Origin of the sequence: Streptacidiphilus rugosus AM-16 (genome assembly GCF_000744655.1) — a bacterium.
GTDB lineage: Bacteria > Actinomycetota > Actinomycetes > Streptomycetales > Streptomycetaceae > Streptacidiphilus > Streptacidiphilus rugosus.
The window spans coordinates 5,166,245-5,181,253 of sequence record NZ_JQMJ01000004.1 but is presented as its reverse complement, the minus strand read 5'-3'; the positions used below and the strand labels follow the sequence as shown (position 1 = coordinate 5,181,253).

The window sequence follows — 15,009 nt, the reverse complement described above, 5'->3', positions numbered from 1 at the left end:
CCGCTACGTCGAGGGCGTTCTGCCCTCGTGCGGTCGACAGCACCGGGGGCCCGGGTCGCGCTCGGCAGCGGGCCGCAGGGAGCTGCGAGACCAGGCCCGGGTTCTACCGGATGCCGCGCAGGGCCCTCGCGGCGACGCCGCGCAGGAGTTCGGCGGCGGCGAGGACCCGGCCGCTCGCGCCGGCGGCCAGCCGCAGCGCGCTGCGGCTGAACGCGAGTGCCTCGAAGCGGCCGTCGCGCAGTGCGGCCTCCACCGTCTCCCTGCTCGTCCCGCCGTCGAGGGTCAGTTCCATGGCCAGCGGGAAGAACTGACGGGCGGTGTGGAAGTCGAGCGACACGAAGCCTGGCAGGCCCAGCTCCTCCTGGTACGCCAGCGCCCGGCGGTTCGGCGCCCAGCCGTCGTACTTGCGGTTCCAGACCTCCACGGCCGTCAGGCGCTTGGCCCACTGCGGATCGAAGCGCCGCCAGGCGTCGCGGCGCCAGGGGTGGGCGAAGACCGCCACTCCGCGCTCGGCCTCCGCCCGTGCCAGGACCTCCCCGATCTCCGGCGTCTCGCCGAGGAACGGCACGTCGCCCCAGACCGGGACGTGCACGACGTTGTCGGCGTCGTTGTACTCCAGCCCGGGGACGACCAGCACGTCCGGCGTGCTCGCCCGCGCGCAGGCCTCGATGTACCGCGACCACCGCTCGTCGCTGAACCCGCGGCTGTGCTCGCACATGAGCAGGACGTCCACCCGGCGGCGGCGGAACGACTCGACCAGCTTCTCCAGCGGCCAGGCGGCGTCGTCGGACCACTCGGAGTGGATGTGGGCGGCTGCCCTGACGCGCTTCATGTGCGACTCCTGATCTGTCCGGCGACCGTCGTGTACGTGTCGCGGATGAACACCCCCGCCTCGCCGCGGCGCCAGTTGTACCAGCGGTCGCCGCGGCGGGGGAGCACCGCCCTGAGCGTCTCGGCGCGCCCCGGCCAGCGGCCGGTGTCGGCGCCGGACGGGCCGCGGAGCACGGCGGCGAGGTGCACGAGCTCCCGGCCCAGGTGACGGCAGAGCAGATCGGGCGCGCCCTGCGGCGGCTCGGGGGTGAATCCGGGGTCGAGCGCCTGGCGGACCGCCCAGACCGGGTAGGGGTAGCCACGGCGGACCGCCAGCGCCATGCTGCCCCAGGTCCGGCCGTTGACCTCCATGAACCAGGCCGTCCCCTCCGGGTCGCGCAGCAGCTCGACCATGAACAGACCGCGCCAGCCGATCCCCTCGACGAGGCGTTCCGCCGCCTCGCGCAGCGGCTCCTGCACCGGCACCGACCGGCAGGCGCTCGAACCCGAGCCGCGGGGGTTCATCATCCGGATCCGCCGGTGACCGCTCCACGCGCGCACGCCCGAGGCGGTCGCGAACCCGAAGACACCCTCGCCGACCCCCGTGACGGCCCGCTGCACGAGCACCGGTCCGTCGATCCGCGCCCCGAGCGTCTCGATCTCGTCCTCGTCGCGCGCGAGTGCGCCGGTCGGCCGCAGCAGCCGGCCCTCGTGCTCGACGACCGCGAGCGCGGGCTTGACGATCCACGGCCCGGCCGCGTCCTCCCGGCCGGGCACCGCGAGGCCGGCCGCCCGCGCGGCGTCGATCTGCTCGCGCTTGTCGAGCGCGAAGCGGGCCGCCTCCCCGCGCGGCCCGGCGAGCGGCGCGGCGAGGTCCTTGCGGCTGCACGCCCACAGCGCGTGGTCGTCCAGCGGCAGCACGGCGACGGGCCGGTACCGCTCCACGGCGTCGGCGATGTCGCGCACGCAGGCGTCCGCGTCGGTCTCCGGGGCCGTCACCTCGACGATCTCGACGCTTCGGGCGGCCGCGAGCGCGGGCCTGCTGCCGCGGCGGGCGAAGGCCACCACCCGATAGCCCTGGTCGGCGAGGCAGAACGCCGACTCGGGCGCCGCCAGCGCGTCGGCGAAGCCGATCAGCACCCGGTCCATCGCGCTCACCGCCACCGCTTGACCGCGCCGACGGCGGCGTCGCGCAGCTGCCGGCCCGGGCCGCGCCGCGACAGCACCCCGGCCCGGAAGGAGTCGAGGGTGTCGTCGGCGAGGACGCTGAACCTGGCCTGCAGCCAGGCGTCCCCGGCCGCCGGGCGGCGGTCGCTGGTGTAGACGCGCCGGTAGCCGAGCGCCCGCAGCCGTCGCAGCACCCGCCGGTCGTACGCGCCGAACGGGCAGGCGGCGGTGTCGACCGGCCGTCCGGCCGCCTCCGCGATCCGGATCCGGGCGTCCGCCAGCTCGGCCCCGAGCTCGGCGTCGGGGACCTCGGGCCAGGCCCGGTGGCCCTGGCCGTGGCTGCCGACGCCCATCCCGGCGGCGACCAGCGCGCGCACGCCCTCGGCGGAGATGTTGCCGGGGGTGCCGATCCGGCCGGCGATCAGGAAGAAGTCGGCCTTCAGGTCCCGTTCGACCAGGGCGGGCAGGGCGATCGCGACGTCGGACTCGTTGCCGTCGTCGAAGCTGAGCCTGACCTCGGGCCTGGCGGCGCACTCGTCCAGGACGCGCAGGAAGGAGTCCCGGCTCACCCAGTAGTCGTGCTCACCGGGTTCGCGTTCCGGGCCGGGCGTCCCTACTCCGTGGAAGGACACGTTGTGGATCACTTGCGAGCGCATCGGCTAGCTCTGCCATTCCGTGTAGTAGCTGCTGGGGTTGGTCAGGTAGCGAACCGTCACATGCGGGATGTGGACGACCCGGTGGCGGCGGCTGTAGCGGTGGACCAGCTCCCAGTCCTCCCTGGGCAGGACCTCCGGCGTGCGGCGGATCCGGCTGAACCGCAGGTCGGGCGTCCGCCGCGCGACGAAGGCGTTGGTGTCGAGGAACGCCTTGCGTGCAGCGAGCCGCCGGTCGAACGGCACCGACAGCACGTCCTTCTCGGTCCCGTCGGGCAGGACCCGGCGCAGCGCGGTGTAGACGGCCTCCGGGCCGCCGTCGGCGGTCAGGGCGTCCAGCGCCCGCTCCAGGTGGTCCGGCTCCCACAGGTTGTCGTCGTCGAGGAAGGCGACGAAGCGGGAGTCGGTCAGCCGGATGCCGACGTTGCGCACCACTCCTGCGATGCCGACGTTGCGGGACAGTGAGACGGCGGTGAGCCGGGGGTCCTGCGGCAGGTCGGGCAGGCCCGCCCCGTCGTCGACGACGATCACGACCTGGTCCTCGACCGTCTGCGCGAGGGCGGAGGCCACGGCGGCGCGCAGCGCCTCGGGCCGCCGGTAGGTGGCGATCACCGTGGCGACCAGCGCGGACGGGAACGTCCCCTGGTCGAGCCGGCGGACCTCCGCATCCTCGGTCCGGCGCAGCGCCCGGGCCGTGTGGCCGAGCAGCACCTTGTTGCGCAGCTCGAACAGGACGTGCCAGCCGAACAGGTGCTTGGCGAGCTCCCACGGAGCCCGCGCCACGGTCCGCACCAGCTTCTTCACGCGGCTCACTGCGGCGTCACCGGCTTTCCGTCCGACGTGGTGTTGGCCGCCCAGACGTTGCCCGCGCCGCCCGCGTTCCAGTAGGCGACGTTGCCGTAGTAGCCGCAGGACGGGTGGTACATGTCGGAGAAGACGTTGTTGGTGACCTTGACGCCGGTCGACCCCGGCCCGCCGCCGTAGAGCGCGTAGGACCCTCCGGCGATCCAGTTGCCGTCCACCACGGCGTTGTTGACCGTGCCGGTGTCCGGGTACAGGCCGATCGCAGCGGAGGCGCCGCGGTCCACCCCGGCCGCGTTGAGCAGGGTGTTGTGGCGGATCACCAGCAGTCCGCTGCCGCCGCCGTCGCTGATCACCGCGTCGAGGTGCTGCCACTGGCCGCTCGCGTTGACGAAGGGCGCGAGGTCGTGGACGTAGTTGTCGTGCAGGTTGCCCTGGCCCATGGACAGCGCGTTGCCGAAGACGGAGATGTCGCTCCAGCCGACCTCCACGGAGCTGGTCCCCATGTTGGACACCGCGTAGTCCTCCCCGCCGTTGTCCTGCCCCTTGCCGGGGACGCCGGTGATCCGGCTGTGCAGCACCCGGAGCCCGTGGTACCCGGAGCGCAGGTTGACGCCCCACCAGTTGCTGGAGGTGATGCTGCTGTCCACGACGGTGACGTCGTTGGCGTAGATGTCCAGCGAACCGGTGAGGTTCCATCCGTCGATCACCGCGCCGTCGGTCCTGACGGTGATGTCGCCGCTGTGCCGGCTGCCCGGCGTGCCGCGCGGACCGGTGGTGGCGGCGGAGGGGAAGCCGCAGGCGCCTGGGGAGGAGCACGGGCCGGTGTGGCCGCCGGAGGTCGTGGCCGGCGCCCCGGCGGTCGCCGACGGGCTCCGCGAGGCGGAGGCCGAGGACGAACCGGAGGTGGTCGCCGTCGGGGTGGCGGAACCCGTGGCCGTTCGCGTGCCGCTGCCCGAGGGCCCGGAGGCGCCGTCGGCGGAGGAACCGGTTCGGCAGGCCGAGGGGGAGCCGGTCGGGCAGCCCGCCGTGGACCGCTCGTCCAGGTGGGCGCCCAGGGCGTCGGCGACCAGCAGCCCGGCGACCAGGGCGAGGGCCGCGAGCAGTAAGCGGACGGCGGTGCGCCGTCTGCCCGAGCGGTCAGGGGGCGTCGGCGCGGCCGCGCGTCTGGTTCCCGGCATCGGGCTCACCTTCCTCGCCGCGGTCGTGCGTGCCGGCCGCGCTCAGGTTCGATGCCGCGCAGCCGGTTGCGGCTCGGCAGGACACAGACGACGTAGACGGCCATGGCCGTGACGCCGGTCGCGAGCAGGGCGGGCAGACTCGCGCCGAGCAGGCCGCGCAGCGCCCACGCCACCGCGGCCATCGCCGCGCCGCCGACGAACGGCCAGGCGCAGGCCCGGGCGAGCGCGCGCGGGGTGATCCCGGTGCGGGCCAGACCGACCGTGAACACCGGCACCACCACGCCCACCGCCACCAGGACGTGGCCCTCGGCGACGCCGACGATGCCGTGCAGGTGCGCCGCGGTGGCCAGCACGGGCACCAGGGCGGCCAGCCACAGCCCCTGGGCGAGGATGAGCAGACGCCGTCGCCCGATCGCCACCAGGCAGTCGTAGGCCAGTTCGCAGCAGATGCGGACCAGGCCCAGGGCCATCAGCCAGGGCAGCGCGCCGGCCGCGGGCAGCCAGCGGCCGCCGTAGACCAGGTGGATCAAAGGGGCGGCCAGCACCGCCAGCAGGACGCAGAGCGGCACGCTGCCGGTGACCAGCACGCCCAGGGCACGGCCGAAGCCCTTCGCCAGGGCCTGCGGTGACGAGGCCAGGCGGGAGAAACCGGCGAAGGAGACCCGGCGGGCGGCCTCGGAGATGATCCGCACCGGCCATCCGGAGATGTTGAAAGCCAGGACGTAGAAGCCGAGTTGCACCTTGCCGAGGGTGGAGCCGACCACGAAGGTGTCGACGTTGAGCACGCCCAGCGCGAGCAGGCTGGCCCCGGCCAGCGGAAGGCCGAAGCGCAGCAGCGCGCGCGCCTGGGCGGTGTCGAACCCGAAGCGCAGCGACCCGGGAGCCGCGATCACGCAGCCCAGCAGGGCCGCGACGTTGCCCGCGACCGAGCCCCAGGCGAAGCTCATGGCGCCCCAGCCGCGGAAGGCCAGGATCAGCGTCACGGCGGTGCTGAGCACGAAGTTGAGCGCGTCGATGGTCATCCGGCGGCCCTGCGCGAACTCCCTGGTCAGGATGCCCGCGGGTACCTGCGAGACGCCGTCGAGGATCACGCACAGGCACATCACCCGCAGCACGCCGGTGGCCCCGGGCGAGCCCAGGGCGGTGGCCAGGTGCGGCGCGGCCACGAAGAGGACCAGGTAGAACAGGCTGCTGGACAGGGTGCTCAGGGTCAGCACGGTGGGCGCGAAGCGCCGCACGTCCCCGTCCCAGCGCACCACGGCCAGGCCGATGCCCAGCTCGTTGGCGGAGAGCAGGACCAGCAGCACGGTCTGGGCGACGCCGTAGACGCCCCAGGCCGCAGGGCCCAGCGCGAAACGGGCGAGCACGACGCCGGCGGCGAAGTTGCCCAGTCGCATCACCACCGTGTTGATCAGGCTCCACCGGGCGGCGTTGCGGACCCGGGAGCCCAGTGCGGGCGGCTCCTCGGCAGCCGACTCGGCGGCCGGGCCGGGCGGGCCGGTGTCGCCGTGATGGGCGGCGCCGGTGGGCAGGTCACCGTCCGGCGGGCCGTCCGGTCTGTCGTTCGTTCCGCGGGGATCGAGGCCCGTCGCGGGCGCGGTGTCCATGGCGGGACTCCTCAGGGGCGGCTCGGGGGCCGGCGCCGGTCAGCCGAACCAGTTGGATCGCTGCTTGGTGGGCGCGGCACCGGGCGTGGGAAGGACGGCCAGTTGCATGGTCGGGTCTTCCGGTTCGGGCTCCTGGACGGCCTGCTCCTCGGCCGCGTCGGGTTCGGGCCGGGCCGGGACCCGCGCCGCCTCGTCGCCACCGGGCTGCGGCGGCACCGCGGTCGGGGCCACGGCCTGGACGGGGGGCTGCTCCGCCGCCGGGCGCGGACGCCGCCGCGCCTCCACGTAGAAGGTGGCGACCAGGCTCATCGCGAGTCCGGCCAGGCAGATCAGCACCACGTACTCGATCTTGGTCTTGAGCTGGGCGGCCGGCTGCTGCGGCGGCACGATCACGGTCATCCGGATCATCGCCGCCGTCGGCACCTGCTGGTCGTTCTGGAACTGCTGGAGCTTGCGCGTGGTGAAGTCGACCAGGATCTGGTCCGACTTCAGCACCGAAGGCCCGTCCACTCCGGTGACGGTGAGCCAGAGCAGCGGCGCCTGCGCGTTGTCCGCGATCTTCGCCTCGGAGGTGCCGGTGAGCCCCAGCGACTTCAGCTCGGCCAGTGAGGCGTCCGAGTTGACGTTCCTGGCCAGCGAGTCCGCCATCCCGGTCAGCGAGGTCTGGGTGCTGAGGAACGGGTTGCCGTCGAACGGCACGGTCGCCTTCTGCGAGTTGAGCAGCTCGACCGTGGCCTGCGACTGGTACTTGGTCGGCGACAGCACGTAGAGGCCCACGGCCAGCGCGAACGTCAGCAGCACGCCGGGCAGCAGCACGAGCCAGCGGCGCCGCATTACCCGAGCGATCTCGGCGAGATCCACTCAGTCTCCTTGTCCGGTGGGTCGGTCGGCGGCTTCGGGGACACGCGACTGACGAACGATCATATGTCCTGAGGGCCTCGGAGGAGAGGGCTTTGACGCGGTCCGTCCGGCGGATCGGCGGGCAGCAGGTCGGTCGGGCGCGGACGGCTCCCGGCCGGGCCGCCGGTGAGCAGCACCTCGGCGATCCGCTCGCCCGCCCTGCCGTCCCACAGCTCCGGTCGGCGCGGGGGCGGCGGCGCGTCCAGCACCGCGAGCGCGGTGGCCACGATGCCCTCGGGCTCCACCCCCGCCAGGACGTTGGTGCCCTCGGAGACGGTGATCGGGCGCTCGGTGTTCTCCCGCAGCGTCACGCACGGGACGCCCAGCGCGGTCGTCTCCTCCTGCACCCCGCCGGAGTCGGTCAGCACCACCCGCGCCGAGGCCTGCAGCGCGAGGAAGTCGAGGTAGCCCGCCGGCGGCACCAGCCGCAGCCCCTCGGGGAGCCCCAGGGCGGTCAGCCGGTCCGCCGCACGCGGATGCGCGGGCAGCAGCAGCGGGCAACGCCGCGCCACCTCGCCGAGCGCCTTGAGCATCCCCGACAGCACGGCGGGGTCGTCCACGTTGGCCGGACGGTGCAGGGTCACCAGGCCGTAGCCGCCGGGTTCCAGCCCGAACCGGGCGAGCGCGCCCGACTCCTTCGCCCGGGGCAGGTTGGCGAGCAGCGAGTCGATCATGACATTGCCGACCAGATGGATCTGGTCCTCGCGGTAGCCCTCCGCCCGCAGGTTCGCCACCGCGTCGGCCGAGGGAGCCAGCAGGTAGTCGCTGACCCGGTCGGTGACGACGCGGTTGACCTCCTCCGGCATCCGCCAGTCACGGCTGCGCAGCCCGGCCTCGACATGGGCCAGCAGCGGTCCGGTCTTGGCGGTCACCAGGGCGCAGGCCACGGTGGAGTTGATGTCGCCGACGACCACCACCGCGTCGGGTGCGACCTCGGCCAGCAAGGGCTCGAAGCCGGTCATCACCTTGGCGGTCTGCTCGGCGTGGCTGCCGGAGCCGACGCCGAGACTGCGGTCGGGGCGGCGGATGCCGAGGTCGGCGAAGAACACGTCGTTCATCGCCGCGTCGTAGTGCTGGCCGGTGTGGACGAGCAGGACCTCGGCGCCGCGCCGCTCCAGCGCGTCCATCACCGGCTTGACCTTCATGAAGTTGGGGCGCGCCCCCACCACGCAGATGATTCGCATCGTTCCTCAGAGCACCTCGACCAGGGAGCCCTCCCGGCCGGCCGACGCGTCGTCGGCGGCCAGGCGGCGGCGGCAGTCCAGCACGTAGCGGGCGTGCTCGCGCACCAGCCCGTAGTCGAAGGAGTCGTGGTCGGTCAGGATCACCACGGCGTCCGCCGCGGCCAGCTCCTCGGCGGTGAGCTCGACCCTCGCCAGTCGCGCGTCGGCCTCGGGCGGCTCGACCACGTGCGGGTCCGCCGCGTGCACCTCGGCGCCGAGGTCCAGCAGCAGGTGCGCCACCCGCAGCGCGGGCGACTCCCTGGCGTCGCCGGTGTTCTTCTTGTAGGCCAGGCCCAGCAGCAGCACCCGCGAGCCGTTGACCGAGCGGCGGCGCTCGTTGAACGCCTCGATCAGCCGGCGGGTCACGTACTCGGGCATGTGGTTGTTGATGTCGTTGGCCAGCTCCACGAACCGGAAGCTCTGGCCCAGTTCGCGCTGCACCCGCCAGGACAGGTAGGAGGGGTCGATGGGCAGGCAGTGTCCGCCGACGCCGGGACCCGGGGTGAAGCGCATGAAGCCGAAGGGCTTGGTGGCGGCCGCGTCGATGGCCTGCCAGACGTCGATGTCCAGGTGCCGGGCGAACATCGCGATCTCGTTCACCAGCGCGATGTTGACGTGCCGGAAGGTGTTCTCCAGCAGCTTGGCCAGCTCCGCCTCCTTCGGCGAGGCCACCGGCACGACCGTGTCCACCAGCTGCCCGTAGAAGGAGCGCACCGCCTCCAGCGAGGCGGCGTCCACGCCGGAGACCACCTTCGGGGTCTGCTGGAAGCCCCACACCGCGTTGCCCGGGTCGATCCGCTCGGGGCTGTAGCCGAGGTGGAAGTCCGTGCCCGCGGTCAGTCCCGAACCGTCCTCCAGCAGCGGCCCGAACAGGTCCTGCGTGGTGCCCGGATAGGTGGTCGACTCCAGCACCACCGTCGCGCCGGGACGAAGGTAGCGGCTGAGGGTGCGCGCGGACTCCTCGATGTAGGTGAGGTCGGGCACCCCCTCGTGCAGCGGCGTCGGGACGGTCACCACGGCGACGTCGAAGCCCCCGCAGTCCCGCGCGGCGTCGCTGGCCCGGTAGGCGCCCGACGCGAGCACGGCCCGCAGCCGCTCGGAGGCGACGTCCTCCACATAGGACTCGCCGTCCGCCAGCCGCTTGATCCGGCCGGTGTCCACGTCGTACCCGACGACCTCGTGCCCGACCTCGGCGGCCCGCACGGCGAGCGGCAGGCCCACATAGCCCTGCCCGACCACGACCACGCGCATCAGTTTCCCCCTGCCTGTGCCTGCGGTTGCGAAGGTGCTGTGGTGCGGGCGAGCATCGCCCGCAGGGTCATCAGCACGAACTGGACGTTGGTGACCAGGTAGCGGCGTCCGAGCCGGCGCGGCTCCTGGGCGACCCGGTAGAGCCACTCCAGGCCCAGGCGCTGCCAGCGCTCCGGCGCGCGGCGGGTGACCCCGGCCAGCACGTCGAAGGAGCCGCCGACGCCGTGCACCACCCGCACCCCGGAACGCTCGCCGAAGGCGGCCGTGAACAGCTCCTTCTTCGGCGAGGTCATGCCGAGGAAGAGCAGTTGAGCGCCGCTGGCCGCGATGGCGTCGGCGACCTGCGGCTGCTCGGCGTCGCTGAAGTACCCGTCCCTGGCCCCGGCGACCCGCAGCCGCGGGTGGCGTGCCGCGATCTCGGCCAGCATCGCGTCCAGCGCCTCGCGCCTGGCCCCCAGGAAGTAGACGGAGAGGCCCCGCTGCTCGGCCACGGCCAGCAGCTGCTGGAAGAGGTCGATGCCGGCCACCCGCTCGGGCAGCGGCGAGCGCAGCAGGCGGGAGGCCCAGACCACGGCCTGGCCGTCGGCCAGCACCAGGTCGCAGCCGGTGACGGCGTCGGCCAGCCGCCGGTCCTTGCGCATGGTGACCAGCTTGGCCGCGTTGACCACGCCGACCTCCAGGCGCCGTCCGTCCTGCGCGGCGGAGGCGCAGACGTCCACCGCCTGCGCCAGCGTCAGCGGATCCAGGGATATCCCGAGGACCTGCTGCCTCGGGGGAAGTTGACTGATGGTCATATGTCCTCACCCGCAGCGTTGTCGAGGGAGCCGAGCCAGGCGTGCAGCATCCAGCCGAACTCGTAGGGACGGCATTCGCGGTCGACGGCCACCGGCGGGAAGAGCCGTTCCAGCGGCTCGATCCGCAGGCCGGGGACGAGCCGGCTGCCGACGCCGCGGGCGGCCCTGACCGCCTTGCGCGGGTCGCCGCGGAAGACCTTGCGCCAGGTCACCCCGAGCTCGTCCTGGATCAGCGGTTCGGGCGTGACGCCCGAGCCCGCGGCGTGCAGTTCGGGGACCTCGGTCATCCACCGCAGCCCCAGCCCGATCTCGGCGCCGTGGTCCGCGCCGCCGGCCTCGGCGAGGTCGTGCAGCGCGGTGGGGGCCATGGCGTGCTGGTGCACGCTGTAGACGGGATAGCCCTCGACGAGGGTGCCGCGCCGGGCGTCGTAGTGCCACCACCACTGGCCGCCCTCGCCCTGCAGATCGCAGATCCTGGCGGCACAGGCGTCGGCCGCGGACAGTGCCTCGGGGTCGCCGCCCGAACCGCTCCGCTCGCCTGAGGCGTGGGCGCGGGCCAGCGCCTGCAGCGGATAGGTCTGGTCGGCGAAGCAGCCCACGTGGGCGCGGTACCAGGGCAGCAGTCCGGGGCCCGTCGCGTGCGGGAAGATCGGGCTGCCGCCGATCCTGGCGCGCAGCAGACGGTCCCTGGCGGTCCACAGCCTGCGCTCCACGCCGGTCGCGTCGCTGAGGCCGCGTGCGGCGGCCAGGGCGGAGAGCACCCAGGCGGCCTCGACGGTGAAACGGGGCTGCCGGGCGCCGTCCTCCAGGTCGTCCAGGGCGGCCAGCCGGGCCAGCGCGTCGTCGAGCTTCGGGTGCCGGGTGTCGGCCGCGGCCCAGGCGACCAGGGCGGCGTCGCCCAGGTTCCCGACGCCGGGCAGCCGTTCGACGAGGACGCCCGCGTACTCGGCGGCGGTGCGGCCGCCGAAGAGCGGCCGCTGGCGATCCTCGGGCAGCAGGCGGGCGCCGAGCACGGTGATGGCGGCGTAGCGCAGGCTCTCCCCGCGCTGCTCCAGCCGGACCGTGCCGTCGGCTGCGGGCGGCGCGGCGGCCGCCCGGGTGAAGACGAAGTTCTCCGGTCCGGTGCGGAACATCTCGGGCAGGCCTGACTCGGCCAGTCGGAGCAGACGTTCCAGGAGCGGAGCGAGGTCGGGCTCGGCCGCGACGAGGGCCGTGGTGCGTGTGGTGGTCATCGGGTCCTTCACCGCGTCGAAGGCGACAAGACGTGCAGGAGGACGTGCGACGTGCTGAGGGACGTTCCGAGGAGGTGACTCCACACAATAAGCACACAACTCCGCGCCGGGCGGACGTTTGTGCAACTCGGCTCATATCGATGCTGTGTGACGTTTCGTCAAAAAGGCTGAAATCGTCCTTGTCGGTGCCCACGTCAAGCCGGGCATCGCGTCAGAAATCTTGAACGTCAACAGTATTGATCGCGAAGACCCCGAGACTCTACCTTGTGAAGACCAAGTGAAGAGCGGGGGAGGTCAGATGCGCATCGGGGAGCTCCGGCGCCTTGCGGCTCTGGAGGGTGCACGCCTGTACTGGGGCAACGACGCCTGGACGGAGAACAACAGGGGCCAGCGTCGACTCCTCATGAAGTCGCGTTCGGAACCGGCCGTTCTCGCCGATACGGCCGGTGGCGTGTTGGCGGCCAGGGCGGAGCGGGAAGGCTATGCGGTCGTCGATCCCGGCTACCGGGCCGGTCTGATCGAGGAGGTCCGCGAGAGCTACGACGCGCTCATCGGCGATCCGACGGTCACCGTCGACATGGGCGGCCGGATCAAGGACACGGTCCGCTACGTGCTCGACCCCGTGGGCCGCGCGCCCGCCCTGCGGGAGCTGCTGAACGCCCCCGTGCTGAGCGTGCTCGACGCCTACTACGGCGGGCGGTGGCGGGTGCAGCACGTGCGCATGTGGCGAATCGGCCACATCCCCGAGCCCGAGCGCCGGTTCCACCACTACGGGAACCTCTGGCACTGCGACCAGCACCCGATCTCCACGCTGAAGTTCTTCGTCCAGATCAGCGACGGGGTGACCGCCGAGGGCGGCGCCTTCCGGCTGCATCCGGTCCCGAGCACCCGCCGGCTGATGCGCAGCGGCTTCCTCGGTCAGGGCTGGGCCAAGGGACCGGCGCGGCGGCACCTGGACGACCCGGGGCGCGTCGTCCCCTTCACGGCCCCCGCGGGTCAGGGCGCGTTCGTCAACACCACCCGCTGTCTGCACCGTGCCGGCATCCCGCCGGAGGGGACCACCCGCGGCATGGTCCAGTTCACCTTCGTGCCGTCACCGGGCGTCCGGTGCGAGGACCCGCTGGCCGAGCTGCCGCTCGACCCGAACGTCGCCCCGGGCCGCACTGTCTGACCCGGGGCGGTGCGCAGCGGCTCAGCCGTTCGCGGAGAGCAGCTCCAGGGTGTCGATGACCCGGTTCGAGAAGCCCCACTCGTTGTCGTACCAGGCGACGACCTTGACGTGGCGGCCGTCGACCCGGGTCAGCGCCGAGTCGAAGACGGAGGAGTGCGGGTTGCCGACGATGTCGCTGGAGACCAGCGCCTCCTCGGAGTACTCGAGGATCCCGGCCAGCGGGCCGGCCGCGGCCGCCCGGTAGGCCTCCAGCACCTGGTCGCGGGTCACGTCGCGGGCCACCGTGGCGTTGAGCTCGACGATCGAGCCGACCGGGATCGGGACCCGGATCGAGTCGCCGGACAGCTTGCCGTCCAGCTGCGGCAGGACCAGGCCGATGGCCTTGGCGGCACCGGTCGAGGTCGGCACGATGTTGACCCCGGCGGCGCGGGCGCGGCGCGGGTCGCGGTGCGGACCGTCCTGGAGGTTCTGCTCCTGGGTGTAGGCGTGCACGGTGGTCATGAAGCCGTGCTCGATGCCGGCCAGCTCGTCCAGGACGGCGGCCAGCGGGGCCAGCGCGTTGGTCGTGCAGGAGGCGTTGGAGACGACGGTGTGCCGCTCGGGGTCGTACTGGTCGCTGTTGACGCCGAAGGCCAGGGTCACGTCGGCGCCGTCCGACGGCGCACTGACCAGCACCTTGGCCGCGCCAGCCGCCAGGTGCACGCGGGCGGCCTCGGCCGCCGTGAACCGGCCGGTGGCCTCCAGCACCACGTCGACCTCGAGCTCCGCCCACGGCAGCTGGGCCGGGTCGCGCTCGGCCAGCACCGCGATGCGGCGGCCGTCGACGACCAGGGCGCCGTCCTCGACGGTCACCGGGCGGCCGAGGCGGCCCGCGGTGCTGTCGTAGGCGAGCAGCCGCGCCAGCACGGTCGGCTCGGTGAGGTCGTTGACGGCGACGACCTCCAGCTTGCTGTCGCGCTCCAGCAGGGCGCGCAGCACGTTGCGTCCGATGCGGCCGAATCCGTTGATGGCGATGCGGGTCATGAGTGGTGCTCCTTCTGTGGGGTGGCACATCAACCCTCGCGCGCGGCGCGGACCGGCGGCAGTGGCGTGAGTGCCACGGTCCGCAAGGATCGTGCCAACGCGTGCGCCCGGACCTGCGCCGTCGTCGCCGTGGCCGGCACCCGTCGCGCGATCCGGCTGCCTACTCGCCCTTGGTGAAGGTGCGCCGGTACTCGCCCGGGGTCGTGCCGAGGATCTGCTGGAAGTGCCGGCGCAGGTTGGAGCCGGTGCCGAGACCGACGTCGGCGGCGATCTGCTCGACGCTGCGCTCGGAGCGCTCCAGTTGCTCCCTGGCGAGGTCGACGCGGGCGCGCATCACCCACTGCATCGGGGTGTACCCGGTGTCCTCGACGAAGCGCCGGGAGAAGGTGCGCGGCGAGACGGCCGCGTGCCGGGCCAGGCTCCGCACCGTCAGCGGCTCGCCGAGCCGGTGCACCGCCCACTCCCTGGTGGCCGCGAACCGCTCGCCGATCGGCTCGGGCACGCTGCGCGGCACGTACTGCGCCTGGCCGCCGCTGCGGTAGGGCGCGGCCACCAGCCGCCGGGCGGCGTGGTTGGACGCGGCGACGCCGAGGTCGCCGCGCAGGATGTGCAGGCACAGGTCGATCCCCGAGGCGGCGCCCGCCGAGGTCAGCACCGGGCCCTCGTCGACGAAGAGGACGTTCTCGTCGACCCGCACCTGCGGGTGCCGCTCGGCCAGCGCCCGGGTGTAGTGCCAGTGGGTGGTGGCGCGCCGGCCGTCCAGCAGGCCGGTCGCGGCGAGCGCGAAGGCCCCGGTGGAGATCGCGGCCAGCCGCGCGCCCCGTTCGTGGGCGGAGACCAGGGCGGCGACGACGGCGGCGGGCGGCTCCTCGCGGTCGGGGTGCCGGTACCCGGGCACGAAGACGATGTCGGCCCAGTCCAGCGCCTCCAGGCCGTGGGCGACGTGGTACGAGAGACCGTCGCCGCCGGTCACCAGCCCGGGCGCGGCGCCGCAGACCCGCACCTCGTAGGGCATGCTCGCCCGGTTGGTGAACACCTGGGCAGGAATCCCCACGTCCAGCGGCTTGGCGCCCTCCAGCACGAGGACGGCGGCGCGGCGCAGGCGTGGGTCGGACACGACCAACAGCTTAGGCAACGGCCCTGGTGACCGGCGCTCCTCCGTCGCCGGGCCGGGTGCGGCGGGCGGCGATAAAATC

At 73.4% G+C, this 15,009-nt stretch carries 14 protein-coding genes; 1 reads left to right on the top strand and 13 read right to left on the bottom strand.

The genetic code is table 11. The features are described from left to right. Window positions 1–103: 103 nt before the first annotated feature. The 11 genes from BS83_RS32800 to BS83_RS32750 are packed head-to-tail and all read right to left on the bottom strand — an operon-like array spanning window position 104 to window position 11,619. Window positions 104–832, bottom strand: a complete 729-nt coding sequence (locus BS83_RS32800; RefSeq protein WP_037607067.1) for a PHP domain-containing protein — start codon at window positions 830–832, stop codon at window positions 104–106. After that, a complete protein-coding gene (locus tag BS83_RS32795) occupies window positions 829–1,968 on the bottom strand; it encodes a hypothetical protein (RefSeq protein ID WP_157597420.1) in 1,140 nt (379 codons plus the stop codon). The genes BS83_RS32800 and BS83_RS32795 overlap by 4 nt, the downstream gene beginning before the upstream one ends. Next, complete coding sequence (locus BS83_RS32790) at window positions 1,965–2,633, bottom strand: polysaccharide deacetylase family protein (RefSeq protein WP_037607064.1); 669 nt, start codon at window positions 2,631–2,633, stop codon at window positions 1,965–1,967. Before BS83_RS32790 ends, BS83_RS32795 begins: the two co-directional genes overlap by 4 nt. Before the next feature lie 3 nt (window positions 2,634–2,636). Continuing rightward, entirely contained in the window at window positions 2,637–3,443 is an 807-nt protein-coding gene (locus tag BS83_RS32785) for a glycosyltransferase family 2 protein (RefSeq protein WP_232248570.1), read from the bottom strand. Continuing rightward, the gene (locus tag BS83_RS32780) at window positions 3,440–4,612 is read right to left on the bottom strand and encodes a right-handed parallel beta-helix repeat-containing protein (RefSeq protein WP_157597419.1); all 1,173 of its coding nucleotides are present in this window, start codon (window positions 4,610–4,612) and stop codon (window positions 3,440–3,442) included. The genes BS83_RS32785 and BS83_RS32780 overlap by 4 nt, the downstream gene beginning before the upstream one ends. 5 nt (window positions 4,613–4,617) lie before the next feature. Further along, window positions 4,618–6,219 carry an oligosaccharide flippase family protein gene (locus tag BS83_RS32775; RefSeq protein WP_084714505.1) on the bottom strand — a complete coding sequence of 534 codons (1,602 nt, stop codon included), beginning with the start codon at window positions 6,217–6,219 and terminating at the stop codon, window positions 4,618–4,620. Between the two features lie 39 nt (window positions 6,220–6,258). Continuing rightward, window positions 6,259–7,080: a YveK family protein gene (locus tag BS83_RS32770; RefSeq protein WP_157597418.1), complete on the bottom strand. Its 822-nt coding sequence runs from the start codon at window positions 7,078–7,080 to the stop codon at window positions 6,259–6,261. Window positions 7,081–7,139: 59 nt separating this feature from the next. Beyond that, entirely contained in the window at window positions 7,140–8,303 is a 1,164-nt protein-coding gene (gene wecB / locus BS83_RS32765) for a non-hydrolyzing UDP-N-acetylglucosamine 2-epimerase (protein WP_051944455.1), read from the bottom strand. Between the two features lie 6 nt (window positions 8,304–8,309). Continuing rightward, window positions 8,310–9,593 (bottom strand): nucleotide sugar dehydrogenase, encoded by a 1,284-nt coding sequence (locus BS83_RS32760; protein ID WP_051944454.1) that lies wholly within the window; start codon window positions 9,591–9,593, stop codon window positions 8,310–8,312. Next, window positions 9,593–10,387, bottom strand: a complete 795-nt coding sequence (locus BS83_RS32755) for a WecB/TagA/CpsF family glycosyltransferase (protein ID WP_037607063.1) — start codon at window positions 10,385–10,387, stop codon at window positions 9,593–9,595. Before BS83_RS32755 ends, BS83_RS32760 begins: the two co-directional genes overlap by 1 nt. After that, complete coding sequence (locus tag BS83_RS32750) at window positions 10,384–11,619, bottom strand: hypothetical protein (RefSeq protein ID WP_037607062.1); 1,236 nt, start codon at window positions 11,617–11,619, stop codon at window positions 10,384–10,386. Before BS83_RS32750 ends, BS83_RS32755 begins: the two co-directional genes overlap by 4 nt. A gap of 298 nt (window positions 11,620–11,917) precedes the next feature. On the opposite strand from BS83_RS32750, the gene BS83_RS32745 reads away from it, so the two are divergent. Continuing rightward, the gene (locus BS83_RS32745; RefSeq protein WP_037607061.1) at window positions 11,918–12,790 is read left to right on the top strand and encodes a hypothetical protein; all 873 of its coding nucleotides are present in this window, start codon (window positions 11,918–11,920) and stop codon (window positions 12,788–12,790) included. Window positions 12,791–12,811: 21 nt separating this feature from the next. Here BS83_RS32745 and gap read toward each other — a convergent pair whose 3' ends face one another. Continuing rightward, complete coding sequence (gene gap, locus BS83_RS32740; protein ID WP_037607060.1) at window positions 12,812–13,813, bottom strand: type I glyceraldehyde-3-phosphate dehydrogenase; 1,002 nt, start codon at window positions 13,811–13,813, stop codon at window positions 12,812–12,814. 160 nt (window positions 13,814–13,973) lie between these two features. Further along, window positions 13,974–14,930, bottom strand: coding sequence for a GlxA family transcriptional regulator (locus BS83_RS32735; RefSeq protein WP_037610339.1), 957 nt, complete (start codon window positions 14,928–14,930; stop codon window positions 13,974–13,976). Window positions 14,931–15,009 lie beyond the last annotated feature (79 nt).

Coding starts and splice junctions, on each gene's coding strand:
- BS83_RS32800 (WP_037607067.1), bottom strand. CDS start 832: ATGAAGCGCGTCAGGGCAGCCGCCCACATCCACTCCGAGTGGTCCGAC.
- BS83_RS32790 (WP_037607064.1), bottom strand. CDS start 2,633: ATGCGCTCGCAAGTGATCCACAACGTGTCCTTCCACGGAGTAGGGACG.
- BS83_RS32780 (WP_157597419.1), bottom strand. CDS start 4,612: ATGCCGGGAACCAGACGCGCGGCCGCGCCGACGCCCCCTGACCGCTCG.
- BS83_RS32775 (WP_084714505.1), bottom strand. CDS start 6,219: ATGGACACCGCGCCCGCGACGGGCCTCGATCCCCGCGGAACGAACGAC.
- wecB (WP_051944455.1), bottom strand. CDS start 8,303: ATGCGAATCATCTGCGTGGTGGGGGCGCGCCCCAACTTCATGAAGGTC.
- BS83_RS32760 (WP_051944454.1), bottom strand. CDS start 9,593: ATGCGCGTGGTCGTGGTCGGGCAGGGCTATGTGGGCCTGCCGCTCGCC.
- BS83_RS32755 (WP_037607063.1), bottom strand. CDS start 10,387: ATGACCATCAGTCAACTTCCCCCGAGGCAGCAGGTCCTCGGGATATCC.
- BS83_RS32750 (WP_037607062.1), bottom strand. CDS start 11,619: ATGACCACCACACGCACCACGGCCCTCGTCGCGGCCGAGCCCGACCTC.
- BS83_RS32745 (WP_037607061.1), top strand. CDS start 11,918: ATGCGCATCGGGGAGCTCCGGCGCCTTGCGGCTCTGGAGGGTGCACGC.
- gap (WP_037607060.1), bottom strand. CDS start 13,813: ATGACCCGCATCGCCATCAACGGATTCGGCCGCATCGGACGCAACGTG.